Genomic DNA, 16,491 nt, shown 5'->3' with positions numbered 1-16,491 from the left:
CACCTATGCCCCTGCCGCAACAATTCACGCTGCTCGTTCTCGGACAGGGCGGCACGGGTCTCGAGCTCGCCTCGTGGGCTGCGTCTCATCTTGGTGAGCGTGTGACGTCCGTCACCGTGTATGGCGGGGTTTCTTCGGCCCCCACCGAGCGCACGGCCGCTCTCGAGGCGGCCGGCGTCGCTTTCGTCTACGGCACCGAGGAGGTTGCCGGCACGTTCGATATCTGCGTCGCGAGCCCGGGGATATCCGAGTTCGGTGAGTTTTTCCGCAGTGCGCGTGCCGCCAGCTCCCAGATCATGGGCGAGCCCGAGTTCGCATGGCTGCTGTCGCCCGAACGCTGGTGCGCGATCACCGGCACCAACGGTAAGACGACGGTCACGAGTTTGACTAACGATCTGCTGCGCGCCTCGGGGCTCGACAGCGTCGCGGTCGGCAACATCGGCAACGCTCCCATCCACGAGGTTGATCGGCGCGAGGAGGGAGAGTGGTTCGTCGCCGAGCTCTCCAGCTATCAGCTCGCCACGACCGAGGCGTTCCATCCGCGTGCCGCCGTGCTTTTGAATCTCTCGCCCGATCATCTCGCCTGGCACCGTTCGCATGAGAACTACGCCCTGGCGAAAATCCGCATGTTCAAAAACATGGATGACGGCGATATCGCCATCGTCAACGTCGAGGACGAGGGTCTTGCACCGTATCTCGACCGTATCTACGATGCCGGGCGTCGTGTTTTGCATCTCGGGTTGGCCGACGACGGCGCCGCAGACGCCGCGTTCGTGCGCGACGGCGTGCTCACGGTTCGCATGGCGGGCGAGGAGCATGCGCTTGTGCGCGTTGACGAGCTGCGTATTGTGGGCGCCCATAACGTCCTCAACGCGTTGGCGGCGTCCTCCGCGGCGCTTGCGTGTGGCGCCTCCGTTGCGGGCGTTTGCTCCGGTCTTAGGGAGTTCAAGCCCCTTCCGCATCGACTTGAGCCCGTCGACACGGTCGACGGCGTGCGATATGTGAACGATTCCAAAGCCACGAACACCGACGCGGTCCTCACCGCCCTCGCCGCCTTTGACGGCGAGCGCATCGTCCTGCTTCTGGGCGGCTCCGATAAGGGGACGCCGCTTGAGGAGTTCATGGCAGAGGTCGCCTCCCGGACCGCCTGCGTGGTCTGCTTTGGCGAGGCGCGCGAGCGTCTGCGCACGGCCCTCATGGATGCCCCCGGCGCGGCGGACATCGATATCGCCGAGGCCGAGGACCTGCGCGATGCTGTCGATGTGGCTCGCTCGCTCGCGCAGCGCGGCGACACGGTCCTGCTTTCGCCCGCCTGCGCGTCGTTTGACGAGTTCTCCGGCTTTGAGGAGCGCGGCGAGGCATTTCGTTCGTATGTGGCCGATCTGGCCGCCCTGTCCGAGGCGGAGGCCTAGGAATCGTGTGGTTCTCTAAAACAAAGGAAAACGCAGCCGAGTCCGAGGCCCCGTCTGCCGGCGCGCGTTCGGCAGCTCGCCCCAAGGCCCGCCGCCGTGCCACGGCGACGAGCCATTCCGACTGGGGCGAGAAGTACATCGCGGGTGTTCCCGCCCGCATCATGCGCCCCCGCTTGGTCTTCCTGTCCTGCCTCATCGCCATTTGCATGTTCGGCTTGCTCATGATCTACTCGGCATCTTCCGTCGAGTCCCTGCAGGAGAACGGCAGCTCGTGGTTCTTCCTGTACCGCCAGGCGATCTTCATGTTCATCGGCTTCGTGCTGTTTGCCATGATCGGCAGTAGGTTGCTGCCGTGGCCGCTCTTTCGATCTAAGCTCGTCTGGGGTGTGTGGTTCGGAGTGCTCGTGCTGCTCATCGCGGTGCTTTTCGTCGGCCAGGGCGCCGAGGAGTGGGGCGCTTCGCGCTGGATCGACCTCGGATTCTTCAACCTGCAGCCCGCCGAGGTCGCCAAACCGGTGATCATCGTCTTGACTGCCAAGATCTTTGCCGATTACTTCGAGGACGGCACCATCGACACCCGTGCGTTCCTCATCCAGATGCTCATCATGCTCCCGTTCCCGCTGTTCTTGATCTTCAAGGAGCCCGATCTGGGTACCACGATCATCATCGCTCTGACGGTGTTCGCCATCGCGATCCTGTGCGGGCTTCCCTGGCGCGTGGTCGCATTCGTCACCGTCGCTGCATTCGTGCTCGGCGCCGCCGCCATCGTCACCTCGCCGTATCGTGCCAAGCGCTTCCTCGCCTTCTTGGACCCGTGGAGCGACCCGTACGACACCGGCTATCAGGCGACGCTGGCTATCATGGCCTTCGCCTCGGGCGGCCTGTTCGGCCGTGGCATCGGCAACTCGACGATGAAGTACCACTACCTGCCCGAGGCCCACAACGACTACATCCTCGCCATCATCGGTGAGGAGCTCGGTTTTGTGGGGACCGCCATCTTCGTCTTGGTGTTTGTCTCCATGATCATCGCCGCGTTCTACATCTGCCGCGAGGCGCCGACGCTTCACGCGCAGCTGCTGGCGAGCGGCTGCACGATCATCCTCGCCGTGCAGTTCCTCATCAACGTCTTCGGTATCTTGGGCGTCATGCCCATGACCGGCAAGCCGCTGCCGTTCGTGAGCTACGGCGGCTCGTCAATCATCGCTTCCCTCGTGCTCGCTGCACTGATATTCCGCGTTTCGGTCGAGAGCAACGTCGAGACCGCGGCCGATCGTCGCCGTTCCGGCATGGCCGTGATGGGGGAGCGTCCCGCCCGAGCATCTGCGCGCCGTTCCGCGGGCTGCGGTGACGATGTGTCGGGCCATATCGGTCGCAGTACCGCCGGCGAGGCCCGCGCCCGCTCGACCCGCCGCGACGGGTCGGCTCCTCGTGTGGACCGCGCCGCTTCGAGTCGATCGGCGCTGAGCGTCTACGACGGCGGCCGGCAGGGCCGCGGTGAGGCGTCGCCGACCCGCCGGGAGTCGCGCGGTACCGCGGGCGGTTACGGCCGTATCGACCTTGGGTCGGATGCCGGGGAGCGCCTTCGTCCCCGCCAGGATCGCCCGCGAGTCGATTATCGCGGTGTCACGGGCGGAAATGCCCCGCGCCGCTCGGGTGACGAGCGCCCGCCCAGGGGGATGAACGATCGGGAAAGGGGTCGTTATGACCGATAAACGTCAACTCACCGTCGCCATTGCCGCGGGCGGTACCGCGGGCCACGTCAATCCGGCATTGGCCCTTGCCGACGAGCTCCGCGACCGGGGGCATGAGGTCCATTTCTTCGGAGAGAGCCGCCGCTTGGAGGGCACGCTCGTGCCCAAGGAGGGCTTCCCGTTCCATCCCGTCCACGTCACCGGCTTCGACCGTCGCCGTCCCTGGACGCTCGTGACCGCGCTCGTGCATTTGTCACATGAGGAGCACCGCTTGATCGAGGAGTTCGGCTCGGGCGAGCTTCCCATGCCCGATGTCGCCATCGGATTCGGTGCTTACCTCGAGCTTCCCCTTATGCGCGCCGCCGCGAAGCTGGGGATTCCGATTGCCTTGCACGAGCAGAACTCCGTGCCGGGTCTCGCGAACAAGCGCACGGCCAAGTCCGCGCGCCTCATAGCGCTGGGGCAGCCCGCGGCCGAGGACGTCATGCGCTCCTGCGCCGGACGTTCCTCCGAAGTGGTCTTTACCGGCAATCCCGTCCGCTCGAGCGTGCTCGAGGGCGACCGATCTCGCGGCCGCGTCGCGCTCGGCATCCCGCAAGACGCCACGGTTCTGCTGGTATTCGGCGGTTCCCTCGGCGCGCGCCACGTCAACGAGCGCCTGGCTTCCCTTAAGCGCGAGCTGCTCGCCATCGAGGGGTTGCATGTGGTCCACTCCACCGGGAAGAATGGCTACGACGAGACGCTTCAGGCTCTCGACCTCACCGACGCCGAGGCCTCTCGGTGGCGCGTGATGCCCTACATCGACGATATGGGCGACACCCTCGCCGCCGCCGACCTCGTGGTCTCGCGCGCCGGCGCGTCGTCGGTGGCCGAGATCGCCGCGCTCGCGGTTCCGTCCATTCTGGTCCCGTATCCGCTTGCGACGGCTGATCATCAGACCACCAACGCCCGCTTGCTGACCGATGCCGGCGCCGCGGTCAAGTTCTCCGACGATGATATCGACGGCGACGCCTTTCGCGACGAGCTGCTCGGGTTGCTGGGGGATGCGCCGCACCGTGCCTCCATGCGCGAGGCCGCACGCGGGTTGGCGCAGGATAAGGCGGCCGCCACGCTTGCCGACCTCCTCGAGGGGATCGCGTAGGCGCGACAATCGCGCTTTACTTCATCTGGATTCACCCGCGAAGGGATTGTGACCGTGCGCATCCGTCTACGGGTGCGCCGGCGATGGCGTATACTTAATGAGTTTATGTGTACGAAACGACGAGGAGCTGCCATGCCGTCCATCGCTGTCCCTGAGGCGACCACCGCCCCGACCTTCAAGAGCGCCCACTTCATCGGCGTCGGCGGAGCCGGCATGAGCGGCATCGCCCTCGTTTTGCATGAGCGCGGCTGCACGGTGACCGGTTCCGACCTTAAGACCTCCCGCTACATCCGCCAGCTCACCCGCGCGGGTGTTCCGATCCATGTCGGTCACGCCGCCTCGACCATCGATGAGTTCCAGCCCGACGTCGTGGTCGTCTCGACCGCGATCCCCGAGACCAACCCCGAGCTCATGCGCGCCCGTGAGCTCGGCATTCCCGTGTGGCACCGCGCCAAGATGCTCTCCGCGCTCGGCTACGGCCGCACGACCGTCGCCTGCGCCGGCACCCACGGCAAGACGACCACGTCCTCCATGGTCGCCACCATGCTCGACCGCATGGAGCTCGATCCGAGCTTTTTGATCGGCGGTGTCGTGGAGGGTTACGGCACCAACGGCAAGAACGGCGACGGCGAGTATTTCGTCGTCGAGGCCGATGAGTCCGACAGCTCCTTCCTCTACCTCGACCCGCACGTGGTCATCGTGACCAACATCGAGGCCGACCATATGGATCACTATGACTCCTTGGAGCAGATCGAGGAGACGTTCTGCACGTTCATGGGCCTCGTGGGCGAGGATGGCACGGTCATCGTCTGCGGTGAGGACCCGCGCCTCGTCGAGCTGGCCCGCTCCTGCGGGCGCACTGTGCTCACCTACGGCGAGGGCGACGGCATGGACGTGCGCCTCAACCCGGCGGCCACGCGCCATGCCTTCGGCTCCGACTTCACCGTCACCCTTCCCGACGGATCGGAGCGTGAGGTCTCAATTAAGAACAACCCCGGTCGTCATAACATGCTGAATGCTACTGCGGCCCTCACCGCCGCTTACGTGCTCGGCCTCGACACCGAGCGTGCCGCCGAGGCCCTCTCCACGTTCGAGGGCGCCCGTCGTCGCTTCACCCAGGTGGGCGAGGTGCGCGGTGTCACCCTCGTCGACGATTACGGTCATCACCCGACCGAGGTCCGCGCCACGCTCGCCGCGGCCAAGTCCCTCGACTTCCAGCACGTCGATGTGGTTTTCCAGCCGCATCGCTACTCGCGTCTCCAGGCGCTGTGCGACGACTTCGTGGACGCCTTCGCCGATGCCGACACGGTCATCCTCGTCGATGTCTTCCCCGCGGGCGAAATGCCCATCCCCGGTGTCACCAGCAAGATGCTGGCGGATAAGATTCGCGCCGCCCATCCCGGCAAGTCCGTGTACTACGTGTCCGATCATGCGGCGCTCATGGCTCGCATCGACGACGTCGCCCAGGCCGGCGATCTGCTCATTACGATGGGCGCCGGTGACATCACTACCGTCGGTCCCGAGTACCTCGAGCACGTCGCGAACGAGGCAGAGTAGCCCATGGGTGCGTTCAACGCGATGATGGCCCTCTCGGGCATGATTGACACGGATGTCATCGAGAACGAGAAGCTCGCACGTCACACCAGCTATCGCATCGGCGGTAAGGCCGACCTCTTCGTGACCTGCCACAGCTACCATTCGCTGCGCCGCACGATCGAGGTGCTGGCCCGCGAGCGCGTCCCGTGGGTCATCATCGGCAAGGGCTCGAACCTGCTTGTCGCGGATGCCGGATATCGCGGTGCCGTGATTACACTCGGCAGCGAGTTCTCCCGCTTCGTGGTCGGGGAAGACGGTTGCACCATCACCGTCGGCGCCGGTGCGATTCTGGCCCGCCTGGTGAACGAGGCGCTCTCGCGCGAGTTGACGGGCCTCGAGTTTGCCGTGGGCATCCCGGGCACGGTCGGAGGCGCCATCTCCATGAACGCCGGTTCGCGCACCGAGTGGATCGGTTCGCTCGTCCGTGACGTGGTCACGTACAAGCCGGGCGAGGGCATCCGCCATTATCCCGGCGAGCAGATCGCGTGGGGGTATCGCCACTGCGGCCTTCCCCACGACGAGATCGTGCTCGAGGTCACGCTCGAGCTCGGGCAGGCGACCAAGGACGATATCCGAGCCCGGATGGAGCGCGCCCTCACGCGCCGCCGCCGTACGCAGCCGCTGGGGGTTCCCTCGTGCGGGTCGGTCTTCAAGAACCCGCCCGATCGCGCTGTCGGCGCCATGATCGAGGAATGCGGATTAAAGGGTTTTTGCCAGGGCGGGGCGGAGGTCTCGTCGGTTCACGCTAACTTTATCGTGAACAAGGGCGCCGCCACGGCGGCAGACGTTGAGGCGGTCATCCGCCATGTGCATGCGAAGGTAAGGGAGACGTATGGGGTCGAGCTTCAGCCGGAAGTCAAGTTCCTCGGCTTCTAAGACGCCGAAGCCCACGTATCGTCGCGCATCCGCGGCGGGCAAGGGCCAGGCCTCGGCCCGTTCCGCCTCGTCCGCATCGCCAAAGACCCCGCGCCCGCGGACCGCGCCCGCAAAGGTCGCATCTCGCCCCGCCGCCAAGCCGCGCGCGATGGCCAAGGCGGCGCCTGCGGCCAAGGCCGCTCCTGGGGTCAAGGCCGCGCCAAAACCGCTGAAGCCCGTCGGGGAGAAGGCCGTCGCCGGCATCAAGGGCGCGGGCAAGGTCGTGGCCAAGCCCATCGCCAAATCCTCGCTCAAGCAAGCTGCCCCCGCGGTCAAGATTCCCGCCTCCAAACTTCCCAAGACTGCGAGCCCCAAAACGGGTGTCGTCGCAGGTCCAAAAAAGGCCGTGTCGGCCGCCATGGCTTCCGCGGCGTCCGCTGTGGGTGGCGTTGCCGGCCGCATCCCGCGGCCCAAGATCAATCCCGGCAAGGCCCTCATCGTCATCGGCGTCGTGTTCGCGCTCTTCCTCGCCGGCTTCATCCTCGCCAATTCACCGTTGTTTGCCGCGACGGACATCCAGGTCAAGGGTTCCGACCATGTCGAGGTCGAGACAGCGCGTGCTCTCATCGAGGTCCCGGAGGGTACCACGATGTTCAACGTCGACGAGAAGGCGATATATGACTCGCTCAAGGCGATTCCCTGGGTCAAGGGAGTCGATGTCAAGCGCGAATGGCCGCACACCCTCGTCGTGACCCCCGTCGAGCGCAAGATGCGCGCCATCGCCTTCATAACCGCCGACGAGGTGGCATGGGCGATCGGCGAGGACGGCACCTGGATCGCGCCGTTGAGCCTGGTCGTTGCCGTGGACGCCGAGGGCAACGAGGTCGCGCTGAACGACGACGGATCGGTGCCCGAGGGCGCAGCGCAACTGCCCGCGTTCGAGGCCGCGCTGCGCATCGCGCAGGACTCCGGCAGCCTGCTGCTCACCGACGTCCCGAGCGACATCTCGCCCAAGGGGGGAGAGCCGGTCAACGCCAAGGTCGTCCTCGCCGGTCTTGATTACGCAAATGGCTTCTCCGACGAGTTCGTCGCGCAGATCAAGGACATCTCCGTCGCCTCGGTCGAGGCCATCTCGGCCAATCTCGTATCCGGTGTGGAGGTCTCACTGGGCAAGCCGCAAAACATCGTGGAGAAGGAACGCGTGGTGACCAAGCTCCTCGCCGAGCATCAGGGAGTCACATACATCAATGTGCGCGAGCCCGGCGCCTACACGTTCCGCAGCACGCCGCTGTAGGACGCGCAGTCCGCATTCGCGCAGCTACCGCTTGCGCTCGGTGAACGGTCTCGGCCTATACCTGCGGAAATGGCAAACGTTCCACATTCTGACCCGCGCGGTTTGACTTGCATCCGTGTTTTGTGCAAACATAACACGGTTTATCTCGACTTTTAATCTCTACTTGAGGGTTAACGTCGTGACGATCGCCTGTAGACAGGCTTGCCAATAGTAGTGTTCGGAGGACCGCACATGCACGAGAACGAGATCAACAACTACCTTGCTGTCATCAAGGTCGTCGGCGTGGGCGGCGGCGGCACGAACGCCGTGAACCGCATGATCGAGGAGGGTATCCGCGGCGTCGAGTTCGTCGCCATCAACACGGACGCCCAGGCCCTCGCCATTTCCGACGCGGACATCAAGGTCCACATCGGCACCGACATCACCCGCGGTCTCGGCGCTGGCGCCAACCCCGAGGTCGGTCGCAAGGCCGCCGAGGAGAGCCGTGACGATATCGCCGAGGCGCTCGCTGGCGCCGACATGGTGTTCATCACCTGCGGCGAGGGTGGTGGCACCGGTACGGGCGCCGCTCCCATCGTTGCCGACATCGCGATGAACGACGTGGGCGCGCTGACCGTCGCCGTCGTCACCAAGCCGTTCACCTTCGAGGGCCGCAAGCGTAAGAACTCCGCCGAGGAGGGCATCAAGACGCTCGCCGAGTCCGTCGACACCATGATCGTCATCCCGAATGACCGCCTGCTCGACATCGCCGAGAAGAAGACCACCATGCTCGAGGCCTTCACCACGGCCGACGGCGTTCTGTCCCAGGGCACCCAGGGCATCACCGACCTGATCACCGTCCCCGGCGTCATCAACCTCGACTTCGCCGACGTCAAGACGATCATGAAGCAGGCCGGCACCGCCATGATGGGCATCGGCGTCGCTTCCGGCGACACCCGTGCCGTCGATGCCGCTCAGCAGGCCATTTCCAGCCCGTTGCTCGAGAGCTCCGTGGACGGCGCCACGCGCGTTCTGCTCTCCATCGCCGGCTCCAAGGACCTCGGCATCCAGGAGATCAATGACGCCGCCGACCTCGTGGCCAACGCGGTCGACCCCGACGCCAACATCATCTTCGGTACTGTCGTGGACGAGTCCCTCGGCGACCAGGTACGCATCACCGTCATCGCCACCGGCTTCTCCGATTCCAACGTGAACCGTCAGGACGAGCTGTTCGCCGCTTCCAAGGCTCCGCGTTCCGATCGCGGTTCCGAGCCCACGGCCGCTCCCGCCGCCACGCGCAACATCGGCGGCACTGAGCTCCCGAACTTCGGCAACGACCAGTTCGAGCTGCCCGACTTCCTCAAGCGCGGTAACTTCTAAGGCAAGCGGGCTTTCCAGCGACATTCGTCAAGCTTGTGTCATGGGGTGAGCGGTGTATCCGCCCACCCCATTTTCATGCCCCGCTTCGATTGGTTGGAACCGTCCCGCTTCATTTGGTTGGAGCCGCCTCGGGCGATGTCTCGCACGCGTCGACGCTTTGCCGGGCCGTCTGAAAATGGTCGCGATGCGCTGCGCTGTTGCAAAGTGGCATATCACGACCAAAAACACCCCTATTTACAGCAAGAAATGGTCGAAAAATGCCACGCTGCGACAACGTGGCAATTCTCGACCATTTTTCCCGTCAGCCCTGGTCGGCCCCTTTCAGCCCCATCGGTTCCGGTCGGCCCAGGTCTGCCTTTGCTGGCCCGTCAGCCCCGGTTAGCCCCGTCAGCCCCGGTCGGCTCCCGTCAGCCCCTGTTCAATTGTGGGGCGCGGTGTTCGAATCACGGATTGTGGGGACTGGGGGGTAGAATCTTCAACATCATTTGCAGAGGAGGAAGGCGTCTTATGGGACAGTTCAATCGCAACGACTACGACGGCCTTGTGCTCAACGAGGTGCGCGACGGAACTGTTGCCGCGGCGTTTACCGAACGCACGGGCGGCATTTCCGAGTCGCCGTATGCCTCTTTGAACCTCGGTTCCCATGTGGGGGACGACATGGCTGCCGTGATGGAGAACCGCCGCCGCGTGCTCGCGGCGCTCGGGTGCGCCGACGATTTCGAGCGGCTGCTCGTTCCCAATCAAGTGCACGGCGATTGCGTCGCCGTCCTTCGGGAGGGTTCGGATGATGAGCTCGTCCGCGTGCGCGAGCAAATAGCCGAGGGCGCCGACGCCATTGTGTGCGCCGCCGCGCATGTCCCGGTGATGCTGTGCTTCGCCGACTGCGTGCCGGTTGTGCTCACCTGCCCAGGCGGGTTCGCGGTCATTCACTCGGGATGGAAGGGGGCGATCGCCCGCATCTCGGCCAAAGCTGCGAACATCCTGTGCGAGACCGCAGCATGCCCTGCAAGCTCCGTTCGGGCATATATCGGTCCGCATATCCTCGGTGACGAATATGAGGTCTCCCAAGAGCTCATGGAGCGTTTTTGCGCGGAGTTCGGTTGGGTCGACACGGGGGATTCCCGCATGCTCGATCTCGGCCGTGCGATCAGGCAGGCCCTCGTCGAGACAGGGGTGCCTGAGGATGCCATCTGCGACCTCGGTCTCTCGACCGTTCGATGCAACGACCGATTTTTCTCTTATCGCGCGGAGAAGGGGACGTGCGGGCGCCATGCGGCGGTCGCGGTCATGGTGTAGCTCCGAGAAATCGCGTTCGTGGCGTACGGTAAGGTCATCGTGCCCAACATCCTCGCGGCACACCGTCGCCCCGTCGCGCGCCGTCACCCAGCCGCGCCCCGCCGTGCACCGCCGCACCGCCGCGCGCCGCGGTCCCATCGCGCACCGCAACTCCGCACGGCATCGCACCCAGTCGAACTTTTCATTCTCTTGACATTGCGTTTACGCGCCCGAGGGTTGCGCGCGGCTAGACTCAGCTGCGTGTGTGATACGCCCGTCGAAAAGGATCGCTATGCGCAAGCTCTTCTCACGTCAGCTCATCGAGGCCCGCCACGAGATGCTCTCCATCTTCGAGGCCATCGACCTCACCCTGCACGATGCCGTCAACGCCTTTGTGGCCGACGATAAGGAGCTGGCCCGCCGCGCCCAGCAGGCGACGCTGGCGATCGACGCCCGCAGCGCGAATCTCGAGGCCGTGTGCTACAACCTCATTGCCACGCAGAGTCCGGTCGCGTCCGACTTCCGCCTGCTCCAGACGATCATTTACGTCAATTTCAACCTCCAGCGCATGAGCGACAAGGTGCGCCGCATCGCCCGCGCCGCCAAGCGCAAGGTCAACAACGATATCGAGCTGCCGGCCGAGCTGGTCGATCTCATTCAGCGCGAGTCCGAGTGCGTGTACCGTGTCCTGGGCGCCTCCGCTTCCACTCTGGTCAACAACGACCTTGCCGCCATGGCGGACCTCGCGCAGCGTGACGATGAGGTGCACGAGGTGTACGAGCGCTTCTTCCGCACGTACAACCGCATGGACGCCGAGGAGCTCGCCGACGACGCCTCCCTGGACGACCTGCGCCGCGTCATCATGGTCTCCCGCTATCTGGACCGCATCGCCGCCATCTCAATCGACGCCGCTTTCCGCATCGCCTTCCTGCTGACCGGTCAGCGTTGGAGCGTGGCGGACCTTATCGAGGCCGATGAGGACGAGCTTGAGAGCATGCGCATCCCCTCCGGCGAGGGCGTGACGCTCGACCCTGCCCGCGATGCCCGAGCCGTGGCGTCCCTGGCCCCCGACGAGGTGGGCGGCAAGCTCGCCTCTCTCATCCGCGAGATCGAGTCCGAGGATGGTGGCGAATAGGGGCGAGACCTACTGGAAATCCCAGCGCTGGGCGGTTGCGCGCGTAAAATTTGATACCATGAATCGAACATTGCGCGGGCGCATGGGCGTCCGCGCGTTTGCGTCTATCGCTCGAAGAGATCGGAGTCCCTCCGTGCGACGTTCACGTCATGCCTGTCCGGGCGCGGCGCCCCATCCCTTGGGTGCGCATCGCTGCTCGGGAGGGGCGCACCGCGCCCTGCCGTTCAGGGCGTCTCGGCTGTTCATCACGGCCGCCCTGTCCCTTTCCACCATGCTCGCCCTGACGTCGTGCAGCTCGGGAACGTCGACGGAGTCGATCACCGTCGCGGGCTCGACGACCTGCCTGCCGATCGCAGAACAGGCGGCCGAGCTGTTCAAGGAGGAGACCGGAACCGGCGTCCTCGTGAGCGGCCTGGGCTCTTCCGCCGGCATCGAGGCCGTCTCCACCGGCACCGCCGAGATCGCGACGTCCTCTCGCGGCCTGAACGCCGAGGAGCAAAAGCTCGGCCTCACCACGCTCCCTGTCGCCCATGACGGCATCGCCGTGATCGTGAACACCGCCAACCCCGTTCAGAACCTCTCCATCGAACAGCTGCGCGGCATCTACTCAGGCAAGATCTCCAACTGGAGCGAGGTGGGGGGAGAGGACCTGCCCATCCAGCTCGTGAATCGCGACGAGGCCTCCGGCACGCGCGAGGCCTTCAAGTCCATCGTCATGGATGGCGAGCCCTTCGACCGTCGCGCCGCCGTTCTCTCCGGCACCGGCCAGGTGCGCGACGTCGTCAGCCGCTCCCGCGGCGCTATCGGCTACATCTCCATGGGCTTTGTGGAGTCCGCCTATGCCGAGACCGAGGTCCGCGCCCTCAACGTGAACCACGTCGAGCCCCAGGAGAAGACCATCGCCTCCGGTGGCTATCCCATTTCCCGCGACCTGTACTTCTTCACCAAGGGCGAGCCCACGGGCGCAGCCGCTGAGTACATCGCCTACGTCCTGTCCGATGAGATGGACGATCAGATTCGCGAGGCCGGCTTCATCCCGGTCTCGGGCAACGCGGAGGGGGAGTGAGATGACCGACGCCAAGAGTCCTGAGACGACGCCCGCCGAGAACACCGGCGCCCGTAAGCGCGACCTCGCGCTCGTCTCGCGTAGCACCTATCTCAAGGAGAAGGGGCTGCAGTACCTGTTCTTCGCCTGCGCCTTCCTGGCCGTGGTCACCGTCCTGCTCATCTTCGCGTTCACGATGATGCAGGCCGCCCCGGTGTTCACCGACATCGGCCTGGCCAATTTCTTCAGCTTCACCTGGGCTCCCACCGAGGGCCACTACGGCATCATGTCGCTCGCCGCCGGCACCGCCCTGGTGACGGTCGGCGCCCTCGTGATCGGCGTTCCGCTCGGTGTGGGCACCGCCGTCTATCTGACCGAGATCGCCTCCGCTCGCGTTCGCGCGCTTATCAGCCCCGCCGTGGACCTGCTCGCGGGCATCCCCTCGATCATCTACGGCTTTTTCGGCATGGTGATCATCCGTCCGTTCGTGGCCGACCTCACCGGCGGGCTGGGATTCGGAGCCCTCACCGCGTGGTTCGTGCTGGCCATCATGATCGTCCCGACCATCACCACCCTTACCATCGACGCGCTCAACTCCATCCCCATGGGCATCCGTGAGGCGAGCTTCGCCATGGGCGCCACCAAGTGGCAGACCATCTACAAGGTCGTGCTGCCCGCCGCAAAGTTCGGCATCGTCGACGCCGTCGTGCTCGGCATGGGCCGCGCCATCGGCGAGACCATGGCCGTCCTCATGGTCGTTGGCAACGCGCCCGTGATCCCCGAGTCCATCTCGAGTCCGGTTTCCACGCTCACGAGCCAGATCGCGCTCGACATGAGCTATTCCTCCGGCCTGCACCGCACCGCCCTGTTCGGCATGGGCGTGGTGCTGTTCATCGTGTCCGCGTCCCTGGTGGGCTTTGTGCGCCTGCTGTCGAAGATGAGGAAGGGGTAGGCCATGGCAGACAACATCGATATGCATGAGGCCGCTAAAGCCGACGCCTCGGCTCTGACCTCGGCCCAGCGCATCAAGCGCGCGCTTGCGAACGGCAAGAAGGAGCGCATCTCCAAGAACGCCTCCAACAAGATCATGCTCGGCGTGTTCCGCGTGGCCGCCGCCATCACGACCCTCGTCCTCGTCGCCATCATCGCCTACGTGGTGATCAACGGCCTGCCGCATGTGAGCCCCGCGTTCATCTTCACCTGGCCCCATGGCGTCAACGCCGAGGGCGGCATCTGGCCCACCATCGTGTCCACCGTGTACGTCACGGCGCTCGCCATGCTCATCTGCACGCCCATCGCCGTGCTTGCCGCCGTGTACCTGGCCGAGTACGCCAAGCAGGGCCGCCTGGTGAACATCATCCGCTATGCGGCCGACACGCTGGCCTCCGTGCCCTCCATCGTCATGGGTCTGTTCGGATACGCCCTGTTCGTCGAGGCGATGGGTCTGGGCCTCTCCATGATCTCGGCCGCCCTCGCCCTCGCCCTGCTCATGCTGCCCATCATCATGCGCACCACCGAGGAGGCCATCCGCGCCGTGCCTCGCTACATCCGCTGGGGTGCCTACGGCCTGGGTGCCACCAAGTGGCAGGTCGTGAGCAAGATCGTCTTGCCCTCCGCCTTCGGTCGCATCGCGACGGGCATCGTGCTCGGCATCGGCCGCGCCATCGGCGAGACGGCCGTGGTGCTCTACACCATGGGCCAGGCCATCAACATGCCCTTCACGCCGCTCGATTCGGGCCGTCCCATGACCGTCCACCTGTACCTGCTGGCCAACGACGGCATCAACATGAATGCGGCATATGGCACCGCCCTGCTGCTCATGGCCATCATCCTGGCCTTCAACCTGTTCGCCCGCTGGCTTTCCCGCAAAAGCAAGTAAGGAGCACCCGTGACCGTTTACCGTAACGCGCCCGAGGCCGCGCAGAGCGCCATCACCGTTTCCGACTTCAACTTCTGGTACGGCGACTTCCACGCCCTCACCGACGTGAACCTCAACATCGCCAAGAACAAGATCACCGCCTTCATCGGCCCGTCCGGCTGCGGCAAGTCCACCTTCCTGCGCTGCATGAACCGCATGAACGACCTTATCGAGGGCACGCATATCGAGGGCACCATGCAGCTCGACGGTTCCGACATCTACGCCGAGGGCGTTGACCCGGTCGATCTGCGCCGTCGCGTGGGCATGATCTTTCAGCAGCCCAACCCGTTCCCCAAGTCCATCTACGAGAACGTCGCGTTCGGTCCACGTCTGCAAGGCGTGACCAGCAAGAGCGACTTGGACGACATCGTCGAGGAGTCCCTCAAGCGCGCCAATCTTTGGAAAGAGGTTTCAAACCAGCTCTCCAAGGACGGACTCGCCCTCTCCGGCGGCCAGCAGCAGCGCCTGTGCATCGCGCGCGTGCTTGCCGTTCAGCCCGACGTTCTGCTCATGGACGAGCCCTGTTCTGCCATCGACCCCACCTCCGTGCAGAAGGTCGAGGACCTCATGGTGGAGCTCGCGCCCGAGATGACGATCATCATCGTCACCCACAACATGCAGCAGGCCGCCCGTATCTCCGACCACACCGCATTCTTCCTGCAGGAGGTCGCCGGCGAGCCCGCCACGCTCATCGAGTACGGCCAGACCAACGACATCTTCACCACGCCCATGGACAAGCGCACCGAGGACTACATCACCGGTCGCTTCGGTTAATGTGTAGAAACGGGCGGCGCGCCATATGCGCCGCCCGCACGCGTATCTGTTAAGGAGGCGCATATGCGCAAACTCTTCTCCAGCCAGCTCATCGAGGCGCGCCACGAGATGCTGTCCATCTTCGAGGCCATCGACCTGACCCTCCACGACGCCGTCGAGGCCTTTGTGAATGACGACCGCGATCTCGCGCGTCGCGCCCAGAACAAGACCCTCAAGATCGACGCCCGCTGCGCCAACCTCGAGGCCGTGTGCTACAACCTGATCGCCACCCAGAGCCCGGTCGCATCCGACTTCCGCCTGCTCCAGACGATCATCTACATCGACTTCAACCTTCAGCGCATGAGTGACAAGGTTCGTCGCATCGCCCGTGCGGCCAAGCGCAAGGTCAACAACGACATCGAGTTTCCTCCGCAGATGGTTGCCCTTATCGAGGAGGAGGCTGCCAGTGTCTATCGCGTGCTGGGCGCCACCGCCTCCGCGCTCGTGAACAACGATCTCGCCACGGTCCTGACCCTGTCCGAAGAGGACGAGGCGGTCCACGGCGCGTATCAGGAGTTCTTCCGCGTCTTCAATCGCACTGAGACCATGGAGGTCGCCGATGATGCGCAGATGGACGATTTCCGTCGCACGGTCATGGTGTCTCGCTATCTGGACCGCGTCGCGAGCATTTCCATGGAGTGCGCGTACCGCCTCGTGTTCCTACTGACCGGCCAGCGCTGGAGCGCCGACGATATCGCCGAGGCCGACGAGGATGAGCTCGAGAGCCTGCGCATCCCCTCCGGCGAGGGCGTGACGCTCGACCCTGAGTCCGATGCGCGCTTCGTGTCCCACCTCGCGCTCGATGAGGTCGGTCACGATCTGGCAGCGCTCATCTCGGAGCTTGCGGAGTAGGTCAAGTGGACCGTTTCGCGCAGCTTGCTTGATGATTCGGGGCAGGGATGCGGCGTCCGTCATGGCCGCCGCATCCCTGCGTTACTATGGCGTATGGTCGCGCGC

14 protein-coding genes are annotated in these 16,491 nt (G+C 65.0%); all 14 read left to right on the top strand.

Annotation, left to right across the window (positions count from 1 at the left end; translation table 11 throughout):
* Window positions 1-5 precede the first annotated feature (5 nt).
* The 14 genes from murD (at window position 6) to FY258_RS04825 (ending at window position 16,386) form a co-directional block, all read left to right on the top strand.
* Window positions 6-1,412, top strand: coding sequence for a UDP-N-acetylmuramoyl-L-alanine--D-glutamate ligase (murD, locus tag FY258_RS04890; protein ID WP_118103610.1), 1,407 nt, complete (start codon window positions 6-8; stop codon window positions 1,410-1,412).
* A 5-nt stretch (window positions 1,413-1,417) separates the two neighbouring features.
* Window positions 1,418-3,124, top strand: coding sequence for a putative lipid II flippase FtsW (gene ftsW, locus FY258_RS04885; protein ID WP_118103608.1), 1,707 nt, complete (start codon window positions 1,418-1,420; stop codon window positions 3,122-3,124).
* Complete coding sequence (locus tag FY258_RS04880; RefSeq protein ID WP_118103606.1) at window positions 3,114-4,244, top strand: UDP-N-acetylglucosamine--N-acetylmuramyl-(pentapeptide) pyrophosphoryl-undecaprenol N-acetylglucosamine transferase; 1,131 nt, start codon at window positions 3,114-3,116, stop codon at window positions 4,242-4,244. The genes ftsW and FY258_RS04880 overlap by 11 nt, the downstream gene beginning before the upstream one ends.
* 132 nt (window positions 4,245-4,376) lie before the next feature.
* Window positions 4,377-5,801, top strand: coding sequence for a UDP-N-acetylmuramate--L-alanine ligase (gene murC, locus FY258_RS04875; RefSeq protein WP_118103604.1), 1,425 nt, complete (start codon window positions 4,377-4,379; stop codon window positions 5,799-5,801).
* Between the two features lie 3 nt (window positions 5,802-5,804).
* Window positions 5,805-6,716: a UDP-N-acetylmuramate dehydrogenase gene (gene murB / locus FY258_RS04870; protein ID WP_118103602.1), complete on the top strand. Its 912-nt coding sequence runs from the start codon at window positions 5,805-5,807 to the stop codon at window positions 6,714-6,716.
* Window positions 6,673-7,989: an FtsQ-type POTRA domain-containing protein gene (locus tag FY258_RS04865; protein ID WP_259324446.1), complete on the top strand. Its 1,317-nt coding sequence runs from the start codon at window positions 6,673-6,675 to the stop codon at window positions 7,987-7,989. The genes murB and FY258_RS04865 overlap by 44 nt, the downstream gene beginning before the upstream one ends.
* A gap of 231 nt (window positions 7,990-8,220) precedes the next feature.
* Window positions 8,221-9,348, top strand: coding sequence for a cell division protein FtsZ (gene ftsZ, locus FY258_RS04860; protein WP_006722398.1), 1,128 nt, complete (start codon window positions 8,221-8,223; stop codon window positions 9,346-9,348).
* A 507-nt stretch (window positions 9,349-9,855) separates the two neighbouring features.
* A complete protein-coding gene (locus FY258_RS04855) occupies window positions 9,856-10,644 on the top strand; it encodes a purine nucleoside phosphorylase YfiH/LACC1 family protein (protein WP_118103600.1) in 789 nt (262 codons plus the stop codon).
* A gap of 271 nt (window positions 10,645-10,915) precedes the next feature.
* Window positions 10,916-11,758, top strand: coding sequence for a phosphate signaling complex PhoU family protein (locus FY258_RS04850; protein WP_118103598.1), 843 nt, complete (start codon window positions 10,916-10,918; stop codon window positions 11,756-11,758).
* Between the two features lie 178 nt (window positions 11,759-11,936).
* The gene (locus FY258_RS04845) at window positions 11,937-12,824 is read left to right on the top strand and encodes a phosphate ABC transporter substrate-binding protein (RefSeq protein ID WP_259324445.1); all 888 of its coding nucleotides are present in this window, start codon (window positions 11,937-11,939) and stop codon (window positions 12,822-12,824) included.
* A gap of 1 nt (window position 12,825) precedes the next feature.
* Entirely contained in the window at window positions 12,826-13,755 is a 930-nt protein-coding gene (gene pstC / locus FY258_RS04840; RefSeq protein WP_118103596.1) for a phosphate ABC transporter permease subunit PstC, read from the top strand.
* Between the two features lie 3 nt (window positions 13,756-13,758).
* A complete protein-coding gene (gene pstA / locus FY258_RS04835; protein WP_118103594.1) occupies window positions 13,759-14,682 on the top strand; it encodes a phosphate ABC transporter permease PstA in 924 nt (307 codons plus the stop codon).
* 9 nt (window positions 14,683-14,691) lie between these two features.
* On the top strand, window positions 14,692-15,495 hold the full coding sequence (gene pstB / locus FY258_RS04830; protein WP_006722406.1) for a phosphate ABC transporter ATP-binding protein PstB: 804 nt from the start codon (window positions 14,692-14,694) through the stop codon (window positions 15,493-15,495).
* 63 nt (window positions 15,496-15,558) lie between these two features.
* The gene (locus tag FY258_RS04825) at window positions 15,559-16,386 is read left to right on the top strand and encodes a phosphate signaling complex PhoU family protein (protein WP_118103592.1); all 828 of its coding nucleotides are present in this window, start codon (window positions 15,559-15,561) and stop codon (window positions 16,384-16,386) included.
* Window positions 16,387-16,491 lie beyond the last annotated feature (105 nt).

This window comes from Collinsella intestinalis (assembly GCF_902364775.2).
In the GTDB taxonomy this organism is placed as follows: domain Bacteria; phylum Actinomycetota; class Coriobacteriia; order Coriobacteriales; family Coriobacteriaceae; genus Collinsella.
This window is presented reverse-complemented; position numbering and strand designations above follow the sequence as displayed.

Bases quoted from the DNA above. Each gene is read 5' to 3' on its own strand.
- FY258_RS04850 (WP_118103598.1), top strand. From the start codon at position 10,916: ATGCGCAAGCTCTTCTCACGTCAGCTCATCGAGGCCCGCCACGAGATG.
- ftsZ (WP_006722398.1), top strand. From the start codon at position 8,221: ATGCACGAGAACGAGATCAACAACTACCTTGCTGTCATCAAGGTCGTC.
- pstA (WP_118103594.1), top strand. From the start codon at position 13,759: ATGGCAGACAACATCGATATGCATGAGGCCGCTAAAGCCGACGCCTCG.
- murB (WP_118103602.1), top strand. From the start codon at position 5,805: ATGGGTGCGTTCAACGCGATGATGGCCCTCTCGGGCATGATTGACACG.
- FY258_RS04865 (WP_259324446.1), top strand. From the start codon at position 6,673: ATGGGGTCGAGCTTCAGCCGGAAGTCAAGTTCCTCGGCTTCTAAGACG.
- murD (WP_118103610.1), top strand. From the start codon at position 6: ATGCCCCTGCCGCAACAATTCACGCTGCTCGTTCTCGGACAGGGCGGC.
- FY258_RS04855 (WP_118103600.1), top strand. From the start codon at position 9,856: ATGGGACAGTTCAATCGCAACGACTACGACGGCCTTGTGCTCAACGAG.
- pstC (WP_118103596.1), top strand. From the start codon at position 12,826: ATGACCGACGCCAAGAGTCCTGAGACGACGCCCGCCGAGAACACCGGC.
- FY258_RS04880 (WP_118103606.1), top strand. From the start codon at position 3,114: ATGACCGATAAACGTCAACTCACCGTCGCCATTGCCGCGGGCGGTACC.
- FY258_RS04825 (WP_118103592.1), top strand. From the start codon at position 15,559: ATGCGCAAACTCTTCTCCAGCCAGCTCATCGAGGCGCGCCACGAGATG.
- murC (WP_118103604.1), top strand. From the start codon at position 4,377: ATGCCGTCCATCGCTGTCCCTGAGGCGACCACCGCCCCGACCTTCAAG.